At 65.5% G+C, this 19,055-nt stretch carries 20 protein-coding genes and 1 tRNA gene; 6 read left to right on the top strand and 15 right to left on the bottom strand.

The annotated features are described in order from the left end of the window. Nucleotides 1-24 precede the first annotated feature (24 nt). From pstC to phoU, 4 genes are all read left to right on the top strand, one after another. Nucleotides 25-996 carry a phosphate ABC transporter permease subunit PstC gene (gene pstC / locus ACFPPB_RS07855; protein ID WP_377326064.1) on the top strand — a complete coding sequence of 324 codons (972 nt, stop codon included), beginning with the start codon at nucleotides 25-27 and terminating at the stop codon, nucleotides 994-996. Continuing rightward, complete coding sequence (pstA, locus tag ACFPPB_RS07850) at nucleotides 996-1,868, top strand: phosphate ABC transporter permease PstA (RefSeq protein WP_377326062.1); 873 nt, start codon at nucleotides 996-998, stop codon at nucleotides 1,866-1,868. Before pstC ends, pstA begins: the two co-directional genes overlap by 1 nt. Continuing rightward, nucleotides 1,861-2,664, top strand: a complete 804-nt coding sequence (pstB, locus tag ACFPPB_RS07845) for a phosphate ABC transporter ATP-binding protein PstB (RefSeq protein WP_377326060.1) — start codon at nucleotides 1,861-1,863, stop codon at nucleotides 2,662-2,664. Before pstA ends, pstB begins: the two co-directional genes overlap by 8 nt. A gap of 74 nt (nucleotides 2,665-2,738) precedes the next feature. After that, the gene (phoU, locus tag ACFPPB_RS07840) at nucleotides 2,739-3,470 is read left to right on the top strand and encodes a phosphate signaling complex protein PhoU (RefSeq protein ID WP_377326058.1); all 732 of its coding nucleotides are present in this window, start codon (nucleotides 2,739-2,741) and stop codon (nucleotides 3,468-3,470) included. 140 nt (nucleotides 3,471-3,610) lie between these two features. Here the strand turns inward: phoU and ACFPPB_RS07835 are convergent, their stop codons facing one another. From ACFPPB_RS07835 to rnr, 3 genes are read right to left on the bottom strand one after another with little or no spacing between them, the layout of a single operon-like run. Then, nucleotides 3,611-3,880 (bottom strand): CBU_0592 family membrane protein, encoded by a 270-nt coding sequence (locus ACFPPB_RS07835; protein ID WP_377326056.1) that lies wholly within the window; start codon nucleotides 3,878-3,880, stop codon nucleotides 3,611-3,613. Then, nucleotides 3,877-4,623, bottom strand: coding sequence for a 23S rRNA (guanosine(2251)-2'-O)-methyltransferase RlmB (gene rlmB, locus ACFPPB_RS07830; RefSeq protein WP_377326054.1), 747 nt, complete (start codon nucleotides 4,621-4,623; stop codon nucleotides 3,877-3,879). The genes ACFPPB_RS07835 and rlmB overlap by 4 nt, the downstream gene beginning before the upstream one ends. Next, a complete protein-coding gene (gene rnr, locus ACFPPB_RS07825) occupies nucleotides 4,620-7,181 on the bottom strand; it encodes a ribonuclease R (protein WP_377326052.1) in 2,562 nt (853 codons plus the stop codon). The genes rlmB and rnr overlap by 4 nt, the downstream gene beginning before the upstream one ends. A gap of 272 nt (nucleotides 7,182-7,453) precedes the next feature. On the opposite strand from rnr, the gene ACFPPB_RS07820 reads away from it, so the two are divergent. Both ACFPPB_RS07820 and ACFPPB_RS07815 read left to right on the top strand, forming a co-directional pair. After that, nucleotides 7,454-7,540: transfer RNA gene (locus tag ACFPPB_RS07820), tRNA-Leu, on the top strand. Nucleotides 7,541-7,629: 89 nt separating this feature from the next. Beyond that, complete coding sequence (locus tag ACFPPB_RS07815; protein WP_377326050.1) at nucleotides 7,630-9,057, top strand: tyrosine-type recombinase/integrase; 1,428 nt, start codon at nucleotides 7,630-7,632, stop codon at nucleotides 9,055-9,057. Between the two features lie 35 nt (nucleotides 9,058-9,092). Here ACFPPB_RS07815 and ACFPPB_RS07810 read toward each other — a convergent pair whose 3' ends face one another. Genes ACFPPB_RS07810 through trbB form a run of 12 tightly spaced genes read right to left on the bottom strand, consistent with a single transcriptional unit; the run spans nucleotide 9,093 to nucleotide 18,999 of the window. Continuing rightward, nucleotides 9,093-9,428 (bottom strand): helix-turn-helix transcriptional regulator, encoded by a 336-nt coding sequence (locus ACFPPB_RS07810; RefSeq protein ID WP_377326048.1) that lies wholly within the window; start codon nucleotides 9,426-9,428, stop codon nucleotides 9,093-9,095. Next, nucleotides 9,406-9,651: a DUF2274 domain-containing protein gene (locus ACFPPB_RS07805; RefSeq protein ID WP_377326046.1), complete on the bottom strand. Its 246-nt coding sequence runs from the start codon at nucleotides 9,649-9,651 to the stop codon at nucleotides 9,406-9,408. Before ACFPPB_RS07805 ends, ACFPPB_RS07810 begins: the two co-directional genes overlap by 23 nt. Then, nucleotides 9,648-10,940, bottom strand: coding sequence for a TraB/TrbI/VirB10 family type IV secretion system protein (locus tag ACFPPB_RS07800; RefSeq protein WP_377326044.1), 1,293 nt, complete (start codon nucleotides 10,938-10,940; stop codon nucleotides 9,648-9,650). Before ACFPPB_RS07800 ends, ACFPPB_RS07805 begins: the two co-directional genes overlap by 4 nt. Beyond that, nucleotides 10,927-11,934, bottom strand: coding sequence for a P-type conjugative transfer protein TrbG (trbG, locus tag ACFPPB_RS07795; RefSeq protein ID WP_377326042.1), 1,008 nt, complete (start codon nucleotides 11,932-11,934; stop codon nucleotides 10,927-10,929). The genes ACFPPB_RS07800 and trbG overlap by 14 nt, the downstream gene beginning before the upstream one ends. After that, a complete protein-coding gene (trbF, locus tag ACFPPB_RS07790; RefSeq protein ID WP_377326040.1) occupies nucleotides 11,931-12,638 on the bottom strand; it encodes a conjugal transfer protein TrbF in 708 nt (235 codons plus the stop codon). The genes trbG and trbF overlap by 4 nt, the downstream gene beginning before the upstream one ends. Before the next feature lie 12 nt (nucleotides 12,639-12,650). Beyond that, complete coding sequence (gene trbL / locus ACFPPB_RS07785) at nucleotides 12,651-13,982, bottom strand: P-type conjugative transfer protein TrbL (RefSeq protein ID WP_377326038.1); 1,332 nt, start codon at nucleotides 13,980-13,982, stop codon at nucleotides 12,651-12,653. Next, nucleotides 13,979-14,272: a hypothetical protein gene (locus tag ACFPPB_RS07780; RefSeq protein ID WP_377326036.1), complete on the bottom strand. Its 294-nt coding sequence runs from the start codon at nucleotides 14,270-14,272 to the stop codon at nucleotides 13,979-13,981. The genes trbL and ACFPPB_RS07780 overlap by 4 nt, the downstream gene beginning before the upstream one ends. A gap of 4 nt (nucleotides 14,273-14,276) precedes the next feature. Then, on the bottom strand, nucleotides 14,277-15,005 hold the full coding sequence (trbJ, locus tag ACFPPB_RS07775) for a P-type conjugative transfer protein TrbJ (protein ID WP_377326034.1): 729 nt from the start codon (nucleotides 15,003-15,005) through the stop codon (nucleotides 14,277-14,279). Beyond that, nucleotides 15,002-17,428 (bottom strand): conjugal transfer protein TrbE, encoded by a 2,427-nt coding sequence (trbE, locus tag ACFPPB_RS07770; RefSeq protein WP_377326032.1) that lies wholly within the window; start codon nucleotides 17,426-17,428, stop codon nucleotides 15,002-15,004. The genes trbJ and trbE overlap by 4 nt, the downstream gene beginning before the upstream one ends. 10 nt (nucleotides 17,429-17,438) lie before the next feature. Beyond that, nucleotides 17,439-17,705, bottom strand: coding sequence for a VirB3 family type IV secretion system protein (locus tag ACFPPB_RS07765; protein WP_377326030.1), 267 nt, complete (start codon nucleotides 17,703-17,705; stop codon nucleotides 17,439-17,441). Next, entirely contained in the window at nucleotides 17,702-18,040 is a 339-nt protein-coding gene (locus ACFPPB_RS07760; protein ID WP_377326028.1) for a TrbC/VirB2 family type IV secretion system protein, read from the bottom strand. The genes ACFPPB_RS07765 and ACFPPB_RS07760 overlap by 4 nt, the downstream gene beginning before the upstream one ends. Then, nucleotides 18,037-18,999, bottom strand: coding sequence for a P-type conjugative transfer ATPase TrbB (gene trbB / locus ACFPPB_RS07755; protein ID WP_465269355.1), 963 nt, complete (start codon nucleotides 18,997-18,999; stop codon nucleotides 18,037-18,039). The genes ACFPPB_RS07760 and trbB overlap by 4 nt, the downstream gene beginning before the upstream one ends. Nucleotides 19,000-19,055: the final 56 nt, after the last annotated feature.

Below are 19,055 nucleotides of genomic sequence, written 5' to 3'. Positions count from 1 at the left end.
CCCTGCCATGGATAACGTGCCCGCATGCAAGTGACCAGCGCCGTACCGCTTGCCCGAGACATCGACCGGCGATCGCGTGCCGACGCCCGGCATGACCGCATCTTCCACCGGGTATTGAAGTTCTGCGCCCTGCTGGTACTGGCCACTCTGCTGGGTGCGGCGCTGTCGACCCTGTGGGGCGGGCGCGAAGTGCTGTTCGGGCATGGCCTGCATTTCCTGACCGGGGATGCGTGGAATCCGGTCGAGGACGACTACGGCGCGCTCGCACCGATCTTCGGTACCCTGGTCACGTCGCTTATCGCACTGGTGATCGCCGTGCCGATCAGCTTCGGCATTGCGATCTTCCTCACCGAGATCGCGCCGACCTGGATGCGCGGGCCAGTCGGTGCCGCGATCGAACTGCTGGCCGGCATCCCCTCGATCATCTACGGCATGTGGGGCCTGTTCGTGTTCGTGCCGTTCATGGCCAACGTCGAGCCCTCCCTCAGCGACACGCTGGGCAGTCTGCCGCTGATCGGCAAGCTGTTCCAGGGCCCGCCGCTGGGACTGGGCCTGCTGACCGCTGGCATCGTGCTGGCCGTGATGATCCTGCCGTTCATCTCCTCGGTGATGCGTGAGGTCTTCCAGACCGTTCCCACGCGCCTGAAGGAATCCTCTTATGCGCTCGGCTCGACCACCTGGGAAGTGCTGTGGGACATCGTGCTGCCCTACACGCGTTCGGCGGTCATCGGCGGCATCTTCCTGGGCCTGGGCCGCGCGCTCGGCGAGACCATGGCGGTCACCTTCGTGCTGGGCAACTCCTACAACATCACCGCGTCCCTGCTGATGCCCGGGACATCGATCTCCTCCAGCATCGCCAATGAATTCAACGAAGCGGTGGGAGTGCACCGGTCGGCCCTGATCGCGCTGGGCTTCCTGCTGTTCGTGGTCACCTTCATCGTGCTGCTGATTGCCCGGTTGATGCTGCACCAGCTGTCCAAGCGGGAGGGCAAGTAATGTCGAATGCCGGCATCTATCTCCGCCGCCGTCTCGTCAACGTGATCGGCCTGCTCTTCGGCGGATTCGCCACCGTGCTCGGGTTGATCTTCCTGGTATGGATCCTGTGGGTGACGATCAGCAACGGCCTGAGCGCGATTCATCCGCGCCTGTTCACCAAGATCACCGCCTACGCCGATCAGGGCGGTCTCTCGAATGCGATCGTCGGCAGCCTGCTGATGGATCTGATGGCCTTGCTGATCTGCGCACCGATCGGCGTGTTGGCCGGCACCTATCTGGCCGAGTACGCCAACCGCTCCAAGCTGGGCGCCTCGATACGCTTTCTCAACGACATCCTGCTGTCGGCGCCATCCATCGTGATGGGCCTGTTCGTGTACGTGATCATCGTGCTGCCGATGTCGAACCTGACCCACGGCAACGTTTCGTTCTCCGGTTTCGCCGGGGCGGTGGCGCTGGCGCTGATCGGTCTGCCGGTGATCGTGCGCACTACCGACGAGATGCTGCAGCTGGTACCGGGCACATTGCGCGAAGCGGCGCTGTCGCTGGGCGTGCCCCAGTGGAAGCTGACCGTGCAGGTGCTGATACGGGCGGCCAGTTCGGGCATCCTCACCGGCGTGCTGCTGGCGCTGGCGCGGCTGGCTGGCGAGACCGCGCCGCTGCTGTTCACCGCATTCGGCAACAACTTCATGACGGTACATCCGCTGGACAAGATGGCCAGTCTGCCGGTGGCCATCTACCAGTACACCAACGATCCGAGCCCCGCCATGCACTCCATTGCCTGGGCCGGCGCATTGTTGATTACCCTGTTTGTGCTGGCACTTAGCCTGCTGACACGCCTGCTGTTTTCGCGCAAGAAGGTGAGCTATGAATGACCTCGCAGCCGCTGCCGCGGCCCCGTTGACCAGCGTCGATGGGCGCACCAAGATCAAGGTGCGCGACGTGCACTTCTATTACAACGGCTTCCATGCGTTGAAAGGCGTCAGCATGGACATACCGGAAAAGCAGGTCACCTCGATCATCGGTCCTTCCGGTTGCGGCAAGTCGACCCTGCTGCGCATTTTCAACCGCATCTACGCGATCTATCCGAAACTGGAGGCCAAGGGCTCGATCGAGCTGGACGGCGAGAATATCCTCGACCCCGGCTATTCGATGAATCGTCTGCGCGGCAAGGTTGGCATGGTGTTCCAGAAGCCGGTGCCGTTCCCGATGACGATCTTCGAGAACGTGGCGTATGGCATCCGCCACCACGAGAAGCTTTCCAAACCGGACATGGAAAGCCGCGTGGAGCAGGCGCTGCGCAGCGCCGCGTTGTGGGACGAGGTGAAGGACAAGCTCAAGCAGAACGCGCTGGGCCTGTCCGGTGGCCAGCAGCAGCGCCTGTGCATCGCCCGTGCGATCGCTTTGAAGCCCGAGGTGTTGCTGCTGGACGAGCCCACTTCCGCGCTCGATCCGATCGCCACTAGCCGCATCGAGCAATTGGTGGAGGAGCTGAAGAGCGAGTTCACCATCGTGATCGTCACCCACAATATGCAGCAGGCCGCCCGCGTGTCCGATTACACCGCTTTCATGTATATCGGCGAGCTGATCGAATTCGGCAATACGGAAAAGATCTTCACCAAGCCTGACAAGAAGCAGACCGAGGACTATATCACCGGCCGATTCGGCTGATCGACGGCGTCCCCCGCCAGGGGATAACCGCCAGGCGGCCATATACTCCCTACTTCCAGCGCGAGAATCACGACATGAGCGGCGACAAAGACCACATCATCAAAAGCTACGACAGCGAGCTCGCGCGCCTCACCGGCGAGATCGTGCGCATGGGCGAGCTGTCGGTGACGCAGCTGGAAGCCGCCATCGACGTGCTCGATCGGCGCGATGAACGCGCCGCGCAGCGCGTGGTCGGCAACGACGACGCGATCGACCAGCTGGAACAAGAGATCAGCCACGACGTGGTGCGTCTGCTGGCGCTGCGCGCACCGATGGCCGGCGACCTGCGCAACGTGTTCGCGGCGCTGCGTATAGCCGCCGACATCGAGCGCATCGGCGACTACGCCGCCAACGTGGCCAAGCGCTCGATCCCGCTGTCGATGATGGCGCCGGTCGCTCCCGTCGGTGGCCTGGGCTATCTGGCAGAACTGGCCGCGGCCAGCGTGCGCGAGGTGCTGCTGGCCTACCGCGACCGTGATGCCGAAAGGGCTTACCAGGTGTGGAAGGAGGACGTCGTGCTGGACGAGGCCTATACCGGCTACTTCCGGCAGTTGCTCACCTACATGATGGAAGATCCGCGCAACATCACGCCGTGCACGCATCTGCTGTTCATGGCCAAGAACATCGAGCGGATCGGCGACCACGCCACCAACATCGCCGAGAACGTGTGGTTTCAGGTCATCGGCGAACCGCTGAACAAGCAGCGCAGCAAGGGCGATTTCACCTCCAGTCCGGAGATGACCAAACTCGGCGCCCCGGCCATGTAGGAGCCCGCTGGCGGGCGATGCCTTTGCTTTGATTCTCCCTATCCAACCATCAAAGCAAAGGCATCGCCCGCCAGCGGGCTCCTACACACGAGCACATCACATCAGGGGCTGAACGCCATCACCGTCGTCGCGAGCCGCCGTTACGGCAGCTCGCGCATTTCGCGGCGCCGCTTGATGCCGCGATACATGCCGTAGCTGCCGATCAGCAGCCACGCGACCTGCATGATGAAGGCAGCGAGGTTGAAATTGCCGAAGCCCAGCGACAGCATCACTCCGATCGCACCCAGAATGTTCATCAGCTGATAGGTCGGGCCGCTGCCCTGCAGCTTGCGTTCCTGCAGCAGGAAAAACGCCAGCAGCACCAGCGCCACGCCGATATAGCCGGCCCAGTCGTACCAGAACAGGTTCATCGCTTCACACTCCGCTGCCGCAAGGCCTCGAACAGCACCACGCCGGTGGCGACCGAGACGTTGAGGCTCTCCATCGTGCCAGGCATCGGAATCTTCGCCACGAAATCGCACAGCTCGCGGGTCAACCGGCGAATGCCCTCGCCTTCGCCGCCCAGCACCAGCGCCACCGGCCCCTTGAAGTCGACGCCATAGATCGAGGTGTCGGTGTCGCCGGCCAGGCCGGTGATCCACACGCCGGCATCCTTCAGCTCGCGCAGCGTACGCGCCAGGTTGGTCACCGCGACCAGCGGCACGCGGTCGGCGCCGCCGGCCGAAGCGCGGCGCACGACCGGGGTCAGACCCACGGCGCGATCCTTCGGCACGATCACCGCAGTGACTTTCGCCGCCGCCGCGCTGCGCAGGCAGGCGCCGAGATTGTGCGGATCGGTGACGCCGTCCAGCACCAGCACCAGCGTTTCGCCGCCATCGCGCTCCATCAGCGCGGCCAGGTCGCTTTCATGCGCCATCGGCGGCGCCTCGTACAACGCCGCCACGCCCTGGTGACGCGCTTCGCCGGCGAGCTTGTCGAGCTGCTCGCGCGGACGGTGGTTCACGGTGATCTTCAGCGCCTTCGCACGCTCGACCAGTTCATGCACGCGCGGGTTGCGCTGGCCGTTCTCGGCGACGAGCTCGCGCACGCGTTCGGCGTCGTTGCTCAGCGCACCTTCGACGGGATTGATGCCGACGATCCAACTCTCACTCATGGCTTGCCTTTCGGTTTCGGTTTGCGTCCGCTGCGCTTCTTGCCGCCGTTTGCGGGCGGCGATGCCGCTGCCGACTTGGCTGACTGACCCTGCCGCTTGCCGCGACTGGGCTGCGCGTGCGCCGACTTGGCTGGTGCCGGCGCGTGGCGAGGACGACTGCTGCCTTCCGTCGATGCTGAAGCGGTGCGCGAACGCGGCGGCGGACTATCGGCCGGTACGTGAGCCTCCTGCACCACTGCATCGCGTCGGCCGAACGCGCGGCCGATCGCCTTGGCTGCACGGCCGAACATGCCTGGCGCCTTGGCGGGACCAGCCGCCTTCTTCGGCAACGAATAACGCTCTCCACTGGCCGCGTAGTCGTAAGCCTTGCCGACAGCTGCCGGCGGCGTGGCCGCCGCGCGTGGCGATACCAGCCGGAAGTCGATTTTGCGATCCTCCAGGCTGGCGCGCAGCACCTGGACACGCACATGGTCGCCGAGGCGGAACTGTGCACCCGTGCGCTCGCCTTTCAGCAGCTTGCGGGTCGCATCGAAATGGTAGTAGTCGTTGGCCAGCTGGCTGATATGCACCAGGCCGGACACCTTCGATTCGTCCAGCTCCACGAACAGGCCGAACGAGGTGACGCCGGTGACCACACCTTCGAATTCGCTGCCGATGTGCTTTTCCATCCACGCGCACTTGAAGCGCTCGTCCACATCGCGCTCGGCCTCTTCCGCACGGCGTTCGCGTTGTGAGCAATGGATCGCCATCGCCGACATCTCGGCCGGGCCATACGTGTAGTCGGCCGGCTTGCGACCGCTCAGCGCGTAACGGATCGCCCGATGCACCAGCAGATCCGGGTACCGGCGGATCGGCGAGGTGAAGTGCGCATACGCCTGCAGCGCCAGGCCGAAGTGACCGCGGTTGTCCGGCTGGTACGCAGCCATGCTCTGCGAGCGCAGCAGCACGTTCTGGATCAGCTCACGCTCGGGGCGGTCACGCACCATGCGCAGAATTTCGGAGAAGTCGGCCGGGGTGACATCGTCCACCGGCGGCATGCGCAGCTTGAACTCGCGCAGGAACTGCTGCAGGTCCTCGTACTTCTCCGCCGGCGGCGGCTCGTGCGCGCGGAACAGCGCGGGGATCTTCTTTCTTTCCAGGAACAGCGCCGCCTGAACGTTGGCGGCGATCATGCATTCCTCGATCAGCTTGTGTGCGTCGTTGCGCTCGGTCGCACCCATCGACTCGACGCTGCCGGTCTGGTCGAGGCGGAATTTCACTTCCGGCGTTTCGAAGTCGATTGCGCCGCGGCGCTTGCGCTGCTGCGCCATCGCCTTGTACAGCGCGTGCAGGTTTTCCAGTTGCGGCAGCACATCGGCGACTTCATGGCGGGCGTCGGCCTCCTTGAGGCCCACCGCCTGCCATACCTTGTCGTAGGTGAGCCGCGCATGCGACAGCATCACCGCGTCGTAGAACTTCGACTTGGTCACGTTGCCTTCGGCATCGATCTGCATGTCGCAGACCATGCACATACGCTCGACCTTGGGCATCAGCGAACAGATGCCGTTGGACAGCGTCTCCGGCAGCATCGGCACCACGAAACCGGGGAAGTAGGTCGAGGTGCTGCGCTCGTAGGCCTCGCGATCCAGCGCGTTGCCGGCCTGCACGTAATGCGAGACGTCGGCGATCGCCACGATCAGCCGCCAGCCGCCGCCACGCTTCGGCTCGGCATATACCGCGTCATCGAAATCGCGTGCGTCGGCGCCGTCTATCGTCACCAGCGGGAGCTGGCGAATATCGGTGCGGCCTTCGCGTTCGGGCGCGGTCACCGCGGATTCCACCTGCGCTGCATCGCGCAGCACTTCCGGTGGCCATTCGTGCGGCAAGTCGTGGCTGGCAATCGCCATTTCCACCACCAGCGACGGCTGCAACCGCTCACCCAGCACCGCGCGAATCTCGCCCATCGGTCCGCGATGCACCGTCGGCGGATCGGTGATTTCGACCACCACGATCTGGCCGGAGCTGGCGCCTTGCTCCTGTCCCGGCTTGATCATCACGTCCTGGTTCAGGCGTCGGTCGTCCGGCGCCACCAGGGTCACGCCGTTCTCGATCACCACCCGGCCGACCAGCCGCGGCGAACGGCGTTCCAGCACCTCGGCAATCGCACCTTGCTTGCGGCCACGGCGGTCGATGCCGACAACGCTGGCCAGCACGCGGTCGCCGTGCATGACGGTGCGCATCTGCTGCGGCGACAGGTACAGATCCTCGCCACCTTCGTCCGGGCGCAGGAAACCGTAGCCTTCGGCATTGGCCAGCACGCGGCCGGCGATCAGATCTAGCTTCTGCGTCGGCGCGTAGCCGCCGCGCCGACCCAGCAGCAGCTGGCCGTCGCGCACCATCGCCGCCAGCCGCTTGCGCAGCGCTTCGAGGCTGTCTTCGTCGTGAATTTCCAGCGCTTCGGCAATGCGTGCCTCGGTCAGCAGTTCGGCGCGCTCTTCGAGCAGTGCCAGGATCGCCTCGCGGCTGGGGATCGGGCGCGCATAACGCTGCGCCTCGCGATCGGCATGGGGGTCACGCACGGCGCCCGCGGCGGCCTTGTTGCGTCGTGGTCCGGTAGACGTGCCGGTTTGCTGGTTCTGGTCGGCGGATCTGGCCCGACCTTTTGGGGGGGACTTGGAGTCCTGTTCCTTGCCGGACTGTGGGGGAGTTTTTCTGGTCACTAAATATCCTTGTGGTATCTGCGGCGCGCAGAATGACACGACGCGATGAATGATTGTGAAAAGTGTTGACAAGCTACCGACAGATGCCTACATTACGCGGCTCACGCAGCTCGCAGAGCGGTGTGACACCTGCCCAGGTGGCGGAATTGGTAGACGCACTAGCTTCAGGTGCTAGCGGGGGCAACTCCGTGGAGGTTCGAGTCCTCTCCTGGGCACCATATTGACAATCCGAGGATAGCCGATAGCGTCCGAGGAAGTCCAAGAAACCCCGCCACGGCGGGGTTTTTTTGTTGTCTTTGCGTCCGATGTGATCCGAGGAACATCGCTTGCAACCGGCCTCCAATGTGAGTACGTTTGTGAGTATCTTCCGGAAGTCGAACTTCGGATTACGATGCTCACGGAAATCGCCATCAAGTCGTTGAAGCCGAAGACGAAAGTTTATCGCGTTTCGGACGCGACGGGTCTGTGCCTCGAAGTGCATCCGAACGGACGCAAGCACTGGCGCCTGCGATATCGCTATGCCGGCAAGTCGCAAATGATGAGCCTGGGACCGTGGCCGCTGATTCCGCTCGCCCTCGCCCGCCGCAAGCGGGACGACTCCCGGCGATTGCTCTACGACGGCGTCGATCCGGTCCGGCACAAGCGCGAACAAGCCGACGCCCGCCTGCGCGAACGCGACGGACTGTTCCCGATCGTTGCTAAGGCGTGGCTCGCTTTCAAGGAAGGCACGGTCGGCACCGAGACCTACCGCAAGATGAAGCTTGTGGTCGAAGGTGACCTGATTCCCGCCCTGCGGCGTCACTCGGCCACCGCGCTCACTACCAAGGATTGTACCCCGATACTTCGCGACATCGCCGCGCGCGCACCCAACCTGGCAACCAAGGCCCGGCAATACCTCAACGGCATCGTCGACTACGCCATCAAGGAAGGCCTGCGCGAGGACGGCAAGGTGCTGGCACTACGCGGCGTCATACCGACCTACGAGAAACACCACATCGCGGCGATCACTCGCCCCGACGAGCTCGGCCCGCTGCTCCGCGCCATCGACGGCTATGGTTCGCCCACGACGCGCGACGCGTTGCTGTTCGCCTCCTGGACGGCCCTGCGCCCCGCCATCGTCGCCTCGGCGCAGTGGCCACACATCGACCTTGACGCCGCCGAATGGCACATCCCCGGGGCACTGATGAAGATGGGACATGACCATATCGTGCCGTTGCCGCGCCAGGCGATCGCCATGTTGCGAACCCGTCGTGCTGCGCTGCCCGCTCGGCAGGCCTACGTGTTTCCGTCGCCCGCGAAACAAACGACACCCCATCTACACCGTGATGCCCTGAGCAAGGCACTCCGAGACATGGGGTTCCAGGGCAAGCACGCCACGCACGGTTTCCGCGGCACGCTGCGCACGATGGCGCGTGAACGTCTGGGTGTGGACATCGACGTGCTTGAAGCGCAGCTCGCCCACGCCAAGCGGGGCGAGGTGCAGAAGGCCTACGATCGGACCACCTTCGACGACCAGCGCCGCGAGGTCATGCAGACTTGGGCGGACTATCTGGATCAGCACCGCACACACGTCGCCTCGAACGCGCCAGGCGCCACGGCTGCGCGACCCACCACCGACCCGCATTCGGCTCGCGCCAAGCAGCCCTCCGCACACCGGGGACGTACACCGGCCGAAGGTCGCGTTCAGAGCTCGCATCGATCCGCACCAACACACCGCGACGCTGCCGGACGCTGAAGCCACCGCGGCAGCAGAACACGCGGCTCCTTCCCCTACGCGGCGCGCGTCGTTCCACCCGATGCGTCATCGTCCATCCTGGGCGCGCGCCCAATGTCGAGGAGTCTGCGAATATCCTCGATGCGCCACGCGGTGATCCGCTCACCAAGGGAGCGCGTCGGTTGCGGGTAGCGGCCGGACTTCACGCCCGCCCACCACGTCGAGCGCGACACGGGGATCAGCGGCGGAATCGCCGGTTGCCCCTGTCGCGCCGGTCGACCGATGATCTGGTGCAACCGCAGATAGCCGGTGGCTGGCAGCGGACAGGGCATGGGCAGCGTAATCGAATGGACTTCCGAGGGCGATGGTTCAACCGTCACGTTGCGAGCCATATGCTGCCCTCCTCCGCCTGAATCCTCGATCTCCAGTCATGAACGCTTCGAGCATGAGCGGAATCAGCGTTACCGCATCGACCACGTCGCCGTAGGTTTGTGCATGCAGTGCGGCATATCGGTCGAGATCGGCCTTGAGGCGAGCGGGGCACACAAAGGTCAGCTTGACGCTCTGCGTGTCCGGCAGCGGCCCGAGCCGCAGTTTCTTCGGAGATGGACTCATGGCATCGGTCCTCGCTGAAAGAACATCGGCTGATACGGTCGCAGCACCAGATCCTTGTCCACCATCACGTTGACCTGGAATCCTGGCCGCACGGTCAGCGTCGGCTGAATGCTCAAGTTGCGTCGCGTGATCTCTTGGCCGACCTGGTTGGTGGTGTCCTGCGCGCTGTCGCGCAGGGCGATGACCGCGTTGCCGTTGACGTTGCCCTCGTTCGAGACAGCCAGTTCCGAGCTGACGCCGAGCAGCGTGGACAGGGCCGCGCCTGACAGGAGGCGGCTCCAGTGCCAGTCCACACCATCCTCCAGCCCGGTGTAGCCGGCCGGGTCGATGCCAGGCAGCTTGTCCAGCGCGATGGACGAGGTATCCGGCAACACCAGGCGCAGCCAGACCAGCAGCACCCGCCGCTGGCCGAAGGCCACCTGGCTGTCGTAGCGGCCGATCAGGCGCGAACCCTGTGGGATCAGCAGATAGTGACCCGTGGCGGTGTCATACACCGGCTGCGTGACCTCGGCGATGATCTGTCCCGGCAGGTCGGAATTGATGCCCGTCACCAGCGCGGCCGGGATCACCGTGCCGGCCATCACCGTGTACGGCGAAGCCGGCGCCTGCAAGGCGCCGGTGTTCCTGGTGGCGGCATCGCCGCCTTTGGTCAGGAACACCTCCTTCTGGTTCTGCCGGTTCTGGATCGCCGTCGGGTCGTTGGGCTGCGCCGCGGTGGATGCCGGCCCGATACCCATCGGATTGAACGGCCCGGCCGACGCATTCGGTATGGCCGGTATCTGGGCGGTCGTCGTGGCCGCGTCCGTTTTGCCCGTGGGGTTGCTGGTGCGGAAGAAGACCGATGAACGGGCGACTTCCTCCGCCTGGCGCTGCCGGTCGATACTCTTGGCCGATGATCCCGGATAGGCCCCGCCGTTCGGCAACGATGATCTGGCCGACGCGGCGCCCCAATCACCCGGTAGCGGCGGCCCGAGCTGCGGCACGCTGGCCGCCGACACTGGGGCGGGCTTCGCGGGCAGCTTCGAGTAGTCTGCCGGCAATTGATCCAGGTCGTCCGCCTTCGCCACGCGATCGACGTTGTACAGCTCGGTTTGATCGACGGAACCTCGCCGACCCTTCGATTGCAGCGCCCACATCGACGCTCCGGCGACGGCGACCGCCAGCGCCGTGGCGGAGATCGCCAGCGTGCGGCGATTCAATCGCGTCACCGGACGCGGTGCCGCTCGCAGCGCGACGCCCTCGGGCGCCACTTTCGGCGCGGGCTGTGGTTCGCGATCAGCGGTGTCCATGATCCGCTCCCGCGCCCACACCATCGGTGCGCTCGATACGCACCACGGCCGCCTTGTCTCCCCCCAACCGCAGCTCGGCCGCGCCGAACAGGCGATCCACGATGTCGTAAGGCGCGTGGAAACGGTAGTTCACCAACTCACCCTTGCCGTCCGGCCCGACAACGAATAGCGGGGGCAGCTCACCTTGCGCAATGCCAGCCGGAAACTGGATGTAGACGTGCTGCCCATCGTCGAACGCACGTACCGGCTTCCACGGTGGGTTATCCCCCGTGATCGCATAACGGAAGTGCAACTGATCCAGCGAAAGGCCCGAGGCGGCCGGTGTCTGCGCATCGGCCGCTTGCGCCTGGGCCTGCAAGGCCAGCATCTGGTCCTTCGGGTACTGCCACGACACTGAGGCCATCCACGCTTTCGGTGTGGAGGTGAGTTCCAGTAAATAAGTGCGCCGGCTCGTCGTGATGACGAGGTTGGTATTGATCCCCGCACGCACCGGCTTGACCATCACGGCCACGTGCCGGCTCGCACCGCTGCCGCTGGTCGTATCACCCACGATCCATTGCACCGTATCGCCAGCCGCGACCGTGACCAGCTGCTCGCCCGCCTGCAACGAAATGACCGTCACTCGGCCCGGACTCGTATAGACCTGATAGAGCGCCCCGTCGGAGAACGGCCAGACCTGGATCGCGTTGATGTAGCCCTCGCGCGTGGGTGCCACGCTCGCCTCGGCATTCGCTTGTTCGACGCGGGCCTTCGCATCGGCCGGCTGGGGTGCCGGCGTGGCGTCGGCGGCCGTCGGCAGAGGCTTCATCTGATCCGGCAGCGGCAAGGGCTTGGGCACCGTCACCACGGCGATCGGCTTGGGTGGCTCGGGTAGCGGTAGCGCCTTGACGGATTCATCCAGTGAGATCGTGGGCGGAGGCTTGCCCTGGGTAGCGCAGCCAGCAAGTCCGCCCAGCAGGGCGAGGCAGGCAGTGACGGTGATGGCGTGTTTCATGGCTTCTTCGCTCCTTCCGGCGCGTCCAGATCACGACTCCAGGACAGGCCGTTGACGTAGATACCGAGGGGGTTGCGGCGCACCTGCTGCTCGGTACGCGGCGTCTGCATGACCAGCGTCAGCATGGCGGTCCAATGCTCGATGCCCGTAGGCGAGCCCTGGTGGTAGTGCTGCTCGATCCAGCGCACCTGGAACGAGGCATCGCTGACGCGCACCACGCTGGTCACGTCCACGGAGACGGAATCCTGGCCGACGTGGGCGAAGGGATCGTGGGCGCGCGCGTAGTCGTTCAAGACCGCCGCACCGCGGTCGGTGGTGTAGCCGTAGGCTTCGAGCCAGTGCTGCCGTACTACTACCGGGTCGATCGACAGCGAGCGCACGTCGGTGATGAAGCGTGCCAGGTGATAGGCGATCTGCGCATCGGCCGGTTTGTACGGCGTCGTCGCCGCGCCGACCGCGCGGACTTCGCCCGTATGATCGACTTCCACCACGTAGGGCGTGACGCGCGACTGGCCAGACTGCCACACCAAGCCAGCCGCCATCAACACGGCGAGCCCCAAGCATCCGCAGGCCATCAACCGCCAGTTCTTTGCCTGCACACGGGCGCTGCCGAGCCGTTCATCCCACACCTGTGCAGCAGCTTGATACGGCGTCGCGGGCACAGGTGATTCGCTGTAGCGCACGCCGGGTCGTTTGAAGCGCATCGTTCGCCTCCCCTACTCGTTCGAGGAATCGTGCAGTTCGGGCGCTGCGCCACCGCCGCCGTGATCGGCCGAACGGACGACGTGCGCGGCGGTCGAGGTGCCGTGCGCGACGCGCTGGCGGCGTTGCAGCCGCTGCGCCCAGTCAGGCGCCCTGTCGGTGGGCGATGCGGCGGCGGCCGATGTACCGGATGCACCACCAGCGGGTGCGCTTGAAGCAGGCGTGGCACCGACTGCCGAGGCGACACGATTCCGCGCGGCACGAGCGCGAGTCGCCATGCGCTGCCCAGCGGCTTGTGCGCCGCTGCGCGCGACGTTGGCCATGCCGGCGCCGAAGGCTCGCGCCCCGGTCGCGCCCGACGCCGCCGTGCCAGCGCGATATGCCGAGGCGGCGCCGCTAGCCGCACGCGCCGTGCCCACGACCCCGCGCGCGGCCAGGCGTGAGCCGGCGGCGACAGCGGCACCGCCTGTCGCAACAGCTGCACCACCGGCAACGGCCAGACCCGCGGCACCGAGCGCCGTGCCGGCCGCCGCCCCGGCACCGAGCTGTGGGGCACCGGATACCAACCCCGTGGCGATACCCGGCCCGAAGATCCCCAGGCCCAGCATCGTGAGCGACGCCAGCATGATGGCGAGTACGTGGTTCAGCGATGGATCGGCGCCGGCGGGTGTCTGGAACTGTCCGAAGATCGTCGAACCGATGCCGACGATCACGGCCAGCACCAACACCTTGACGCCTGAGGACACCACGTTGCCAAGCACCTTTTCGGCGAGGAACGCGGTCTTGTTCCACAGCGCGAACGGCACCAGCACGAAGCCGGCCAGCGTGGTCAGCTTGAACTCGATCAGCGTGACAAAAAGCTGCACCGCCAGGAAGAAGAAGCTGATGACCACGATGATCCACGCGAGCAGCAGCACCGCGATCATGTCCAGGTTGCTGAAGACGGCCGTGAACCCGTGGGACATCGTGCCGAGTTGTTGCAGGATCGGTTGGCCGGCTTGGACGCCGATCTGCGCCAACCGTCCCGGTTGCAGGAAGTCGCCGATGCTGACGGTCGAACCAGCGGCGAGTAGCCCGAGACCCGCAAACGAGCGGAACACGATGCCGGCGAGCGTGTTGAAGTTGCCGATGATGTAGGCGAAGGCGCCGACATAGAGCGTCTTGCGAATGAGCTTGGCCAGCACGTCCTCGCCGCCCATCGCCCAGAACAGGCCCGCCAGCGTCATGTCGATGACGATCAGCGTGGCCGAGAGATACGCGACTTCACCGTGCAGCAGGCCGAAGCCTGAGTCGATGTACTGCGAGAAGACGGCCAGGAACTGGTCGATGACGGAAAGATCGTTCATGGCCGTGTTCCGTTATCGGACTGGTCGAAGCTCGCCGGAATCGGCGGCAACGAGGCCAGCGTCCGGTATTCACCGGGGCCACCGAGGCCGAGGAAGAAACGCCGCGCATATGCCGCATCCACGATCCGGCAGGCCGCTTCACCGACCTGCGCGCGAGCCACCGCGCACCGATGATGCAATGGCCTCAACCGCTGCGGATCGTGGGCCAGCGCCTCCACCGTCAATGCAGGTGCATGCCGGCCACAGGCGGCCAGCACCACGACGACGGACAGGAAAAATGCGCGCGTCATGGCCTCAGTTCCCGTAGAAGTCCACGTGTCGCGGGGTGTATTGCGGGCCATGGCCGATGAAGCGCAACCGCACCTGCTCGGCCTGCGCTTCGTCGGCTGCCGCGCGGGCCTGATCCAGCGCCGACGCGCGATCCTGCGACACGGTGAGCTGTTGCGCCTGGATCGCCTGGCGCGCGATCAGTGCCAACAACTGGTTGGTCGCCTGACTGGCCTGCAAACCACCGACCGCACCCTGGCTCTGCGTGACCAGCCCGCTCAAAACGCTCTGGTCCGACAGCAGGTTCTGCGCGGCCTGCGACTGCATCTGCGTCGCGGTCCGCAACGCCTGCACCGAGGTCTGCCAGCGCGCTTGCGCGTCCTGCACCATCTGCGCGTTACTTGTGCCGGCGCCGTAGGACGACAGATACAGCCGGTTGAACGCCGCCTGTGACTGCGCGACGTTGAACGTCAATCCCTGCGCCTGCGCGATCAACCGATTGGTGCTCGCCAGCGTGGCGAGCAACTGCGACAGCGCGTTGTAGTTGAGGCTGGTGAGATTGCGGCCCTGGTTGTCCAGCATCGTCGCTTCGTTCTGCAACTGCTGGATCTGGTTGTCGATCTGCTGCAGCTCGCGCGCGGCGGTGAGCAGGTTCTGCGAATAGTTCGCGACGTCGAACACCGCCCACTGCGCGAAGCTCGTGGACGAACACGTGAACAACACGGCCGCAGCGGCGGCCAGCCAGGTCTTCTTCATGGCCGAATCTCCGATGAGGTGGGAAGCGAGGGAATGAGGTCGGCGGCCCAATCGAGGCCGGTGTGGCGTAGCCAAGCGCCCGTGAACCCCGGCGCACCGACATCGAGCATCACGCGGTCGATGGCGTGCTGGTCCTGGGGCGTCGAAGCGCCGGCGAAGGCCAGCGCGACAGGCCCAAGGTCGAGGTCGAACAGGCGATTACCCAGCCGCGACTGGTAGTAGTAGTCGCGCTTGGGCTCTGCGGTGGCGACGATCTCGATCTGCCGGCTGTTCAGGCCAAAGCCCTCGTAGATCGTGCGGATCTGCGGCTCGGTCGCCTGCGGGTTCGGCAGGAAGATGCGGCTCGCACAGCTCTCGATGATCGCGGGCGCGATGCTCGACTCCTTGATGTCGGCCAGCGACTGCGTAGCGAAGATGACGCTGACGTTCTTCTTGCGCAGCGTCTTCAACCACTGGCGGATACGCGCGGCAAACACCGGGTCATCGAGGAACAACCACGACTCGTCGAGGATCAGCAGCGTCGGCGCGCCGTCGAACCGCTCATCGAAGCGCGCAAAGAGGTAATGCAGCACGGCCAGCACCTTGGCCTTGCTGTGCATCAACTCCTCCATCTCGAAGCCCTGCACGTCGGCACGGCCCAAGCGGTCGTGATCGGCATCGAGCAGCTTGCCGTGCGCGCCGCCCAGCACATAGGGCGCGACTGCCTGGCGCAGCGCGTTCGATTGCAGCAGCACCGACAGGCCGGTCATCGTGCGTTGTTCCATCGGCGCGCCAGCGAGACTTCCCAGCGCCGACCAGATGGCCGCCTTCTCGTCGGGGCCAATGACCACGCCCTCGTGCGATAGGCGGCCTTCGATCCACTCGCTGGCCCAGCTGCGATAGCCCTCCTGGTCGATGCGCGCGAGCGGCTGGAACGCGATCGCGCCATCCGTGCCCAGGTCGTAGTGCTCGCCGCCCAACCCTAAGATCGTGGCCCGCATCGAGCGGCCCATGTCGAACGCGAAAATGCGCGCGCCGCGATAGCGCCGGAACTGCATCGCCAACACGGCCAGCAGCACGGACTTACCCATGCCGGTGGGGCCGACCACCAGCATATGGCCCACGTCACCGATGTGCGTCACGAGGCGAAACGGCGTGGCGCCATCGGTGCGCGTGACGATCAGTGGCGGCCCATCGAGATGGGTGTTCTTCTCTTGTCCTGCCCACACGGCCGACACCGGCATCAGGTGCGCGAGGTTCAAGGTCGAGATGATCGGCTGACGCACGTTGGCATAGGCATGGCCCGGAATCGAAGACAGCCACGCTTCCACCGCATTGAGCGTTTCGGGAATCGTCACGAAGCCGCGCCCCTGGATGACTCGCTCGACCATGCGCAGCTTTTCGTCGGCGACTGCCGCGTCGGCATCCATGACGGTGACGGTCGTGGTCATGTAACCGAAGGCCACCTGGTCACTGCCCAGCTCCTGCAGGGCGGCGTCGGCGTCGCTCGCCTTGTTGCTGGCGTCGGTATCGACCAGCGGCGATTCCTGCTGGAAGATCGTCTCGCGCAAGAGCGCGACGACGTTCTTGCGCTTGGCGAACCACTGCCGGCGCAACCGGCCCAACTCTTTCTCGGCCTCAGCCTTGTCCAGGCACAGGAAGCGCGCGGACCAGCGGTAGGTGAAACCGAGGCGGTTGAGGTCATCGAGCATCCCCGGCCAGGTCGTCGTCGGAAAGCCTCGCACCGTCACCACACGCACATGCTGGTCGCCCAGCATCGGTGCCAACCCTCCCACCAGTGCGGTGTCGGCCAGCAGCGCGTCCAGATGGAACGGCACCTCAGGGACGCCGACGGCATGGCGACGCGTCGAAATGCAGCCGTGTAGGTAGGTCAACGTCTCGCTGTCGTCCAGCCAGGCAATCTCCGGCATCACCCCGTCGAGCAGATCAAATACGCGATCGGTTTCGGCGTCGAAAGCGGACAGCCGTTCGTGCCAGTCCACCGCGCGGGTCGGCGTGTTCTCGTAGAGCAACCTGCCGGCCCGCGCCCGCGATTCTTCGGGCGGCAGGTACAGCAGCGTCAGGTGATAGGCGCTCTCGAAATGGCTGCCGGCTTCCTCGAAGGCGGCGCGACGCTCTTCGTCCACCAGCCAGGACAGCGGTTCGGGAAAATCCGAGTGCGGGTAGTCCGCGGCCGGCCGGCGTTCGGCCTCGATGAACAGCGCCCAGCCTGATCCCAGCCGGCGCAGTGCATTGTTCAGGCGCGCGGTCGTGGCGATCAGTTCGCTTTGCGTCGCACTGTCCAGATCCGGTCCGCGAAAACGCGCCGTGCGCTGGAACGCGCCGTCCTTGTTGAGCACCATGCCCGGCGCGACCAGGCCTGCCCACGGCAGCCAGTCCGCGAGTAGCGCGGGACGTTGGCGGTATTCGGCAAGGTGCAACATGGCATCGGCCTCACACGTCCAGCAGGGGTCGATGCTTCAGGTGCCGCGCGAAGACGGACATGAACTGCGGATCGATACGCGCGCCCCACACGGCGAGCGAATGGCCGATCAGCCACAGTGCGATACCCGGAACCCACAGTTGCAGCCCCAGCCCCACGGCGGCGGCCAGCGTACCGTTGGCGATGGCCACGGTGCGCGGCGCGCCGCCCATCAGGATCGGTTCGGTCAGCGACCGATGCAGCGGCACCTCGAAGCCGGTGGCGGTGGACTCATTCATGCCACCACCGCGCCGCCGGAGAACGAGAAGAACGACAGAAAGAAGCTCGATGCCGCGAAGGCAATCGACAGTCCGAACACGATCTGGATCAGTCGCCGAAAGCCGCCGCTGGTGTCGCCGAACGCGAGCGTGAGGCCCGTCACGATTATGATGATGACCGCAATGATCTTGGCGACCGGCCCCTGGATCGAATCGAGGATGGATTGCAAGGGCGCTTCCCACGGCATGTTCGAGCCGGCCGCGTGCGCAACCGTTGCCGCCAGGCACATCAGCAGGAGCAGCCAAGGCAAGGCTTTACGGAAAAGCGGATCGTCGTAAAGGCGGATTCGCGTCATGACGGGACTCCTGATGTGACTGACGAGGAAGCCAGGGAAGAAGGCGACGCACCCAGTACGGGATCGAGCCGATAACCGCGCTCGTCGAAACCGACGACGTGGGCGATGTCCTGAATGCGTCGCATACGGCCGCGTCCGGCGATGAAGACGACGACATTGATCGCCTCGGCGATCAGCGCGCGCGGCGGGGTCACGGCGACTTCGAGAATCAGTTGCTCCAGGCGCAGCAGCGCGCCGTGCGCCGAGCCGGCATGGACGGTGGCAATGCCGCCCGGATGACCGGTACCCCACACCTTGACCAGATCGAGGGCCTCGCCGCCGCGTACCTCGCCGACGATCACTCGGTCGGGACGCAACCGCATCGTGGCGCGCACGAGTTCCGTCATAGAGACGACACCGGGCAGCGTGCGCAACGGCACGTGGTCGCGCGCCGCGCACTGCATCTCTACGGTATCTTCGAGGACCAGCACGCGGTCACCGGTCGCAGCGATCTCCGCGAGCAAGGCATTGGCGAGCGTGGTCTTGCCGCTGCTCGTGCCACCGGCGATCAGGATGTTCTGGCGCTCGCGCACGGCACGAACAAGGAAACCTGCTTGCGCGGCCGACATCATCCTGTCGGTGACGTAGCGTTCGAGCGGGATCACACCGACCGCGCGCTTGCGCAACGCGAAGGCCGGCCCTGGCGCCGCCGGCGGCAGGATGCCCTCGAAGCGCTCACCGGTCTCCGGCAACTCCGCGGACAGCAGCGGCTTGCCGGCATGCACTTCGGCGCGCACATGAGCAGCGACCAGCCGGATGATGCGCTCACCATCGGCCGCGGAAAGCTGTACGTTCGTGGGTGCGCGCCCGCTGGACAGGCGGTCGATCCACAACGAGCCGTCGGGATTGAGCAGGATCTCCACCACGTCCGGATCGTCCAGCGCGGCAGCAATCAGCGGCCCCATCGCCGTACGCAACATGCGCACACGCCGGTCCAGCGAACGGGCTGCCGGCGTCAGCATGTCGTGCGGCTGCG

It is taken from the genome of Rhodanobacter terrae, from assembly GCF_042657005.1.
Classification (GTDB): domain Bacteria; phylum Pseudomonadota; class Gammaproteobacteria; order Xanthomonadales; family Rhodanobacteraceae; genus Rhodanobacter; species Rhodanobacter terrae.
Note: the sequence above shows the minus strand (reverse complement) of the source record. Positions and strands in the feature narration are given on the sequence as shown.

Bases quoted from the DNA above. Each gene is read 5' to 3' on its own strand.
- pstC (WP_377326064.1), top strand. From the start codon at position 25: ATGCAAGTGACCAGCGCCGTACCGCTTGCCCGAGACATCGACCGGCGA.
- pstA (WP_377326062.1), top strand. From the start codon at position 996: ATGTCGAATGCCGGCATCTATCTCCGCCGCCGTCTCGTCAACGTGATC.
- pstB (WP_377326060.1), top strand. From the start codon at position 1,861: ATGAATGACCTCGCAGCCGCTGCCGCGGCCCCGTTGACCAGCGTCGAT.
- phoU (WP_377326058.1), top strand. From the start codon at position 2,739: ATGAGCGGCGACAAAGACCACATCATCAAAAGCTACGACAGCGAGCTC.
- ACFPPB_RS07835 (WP_377326056.1), bottom strand. From the start codon at position 3,880: ATGAACCTGTTCTGGTACGACTGGGCCGGCTATATCGGCGTGGCGCTG.
- rlmB (WP_377326054.1), bottom strand. From the start codon at position 4,623: ATGAGTGAGAGTTGGATCGTCGGCATCAATCCCGTCGAAGGTGCGCTG.
- ACFPPB_RS07810 (WP_377326048.1), bottom strand. From the start codon at position 9,428: ATGGCTCGCAACGTGACGGTTGAACCATCGCCCTCGGAAGTCCATTCG.
- ACFPPB_RS07805 (WP_377326046.1), bottom strand. From the start codon at position 9,651: ATGAGTCCATCTCCGAAGAAACTGCGGCTCGGGCCGCTGCCGGACACG.
- ACFPPB_RS07800 (WP_377326044.1), bottom strand. From the start codon at position 10,940: ATGGACACCGCTGATCGCGAACCACAGCCCGCGCCGAAAGTGGCGCCC.
- trbG (WP_377326042.1), bottom strand. From the start codon at position 11,934: ATGAAACACGCCATCACCGTCACTGCCTGCCTCGCCCTGCTGGGCGGA.
- trbF (WP_377326040.1), bottom strand. From the start codon at position 12,638: ATGCGCTTCAAACGACCCGGCGTGCGCTACAGCGAATCACCTGTGCCC.
- trbL (WP_377326038.1), bottom strand. From the start codon at position 13,982: ATGAACGATCTTTCCGTCATCGACCAGTTCCTGGCCGTCTTCTCGCAG.
- ACFPPB_RS07780 (WP_377326036.1), bottom strand. From the start codon at position 14,272: ATGACGCGCGCATTTTTCCTGTCCGTCGTCGTGGTGCTGGCCGCCTGT.
- trbJ (WP_377326034.1), bottom strand. From the start codon at position 15,005: ATGAAGAAGACCTGGCTGGCCGCCGCTGCGGCCGTGTTGTTCACGTGT.
- trbE (WP_377326032.1), bottom strand. From the start codon at position 17,428: ATGTTGCACCTTGCCGAATACCGCCAACGTCCCGCGCTACTCGCGGAC.
- ACFPPB_RS07765 (WP_377326030.1), bottom strand. From the start codon at position 17,705: ATGAATGAGTCCACCGCCACCGGCTTCGAGGTGCCGCTGCATCGGTCG.
- ACFPPB_RS07760 (WP_377326028.1), bottom strand. From the start codon at position 18,040: ATGACGCGAATCCGCCTTTACGACGATCCGCTTTTCCGTAAAGCCTTG.
- trbB (WP_465269355.1), bottom strand. From the start codon at position 18,999: ATGTTGCGTACGGCGATGGGGCCGCTGATTGCTGCCGCGCTGGACGAT.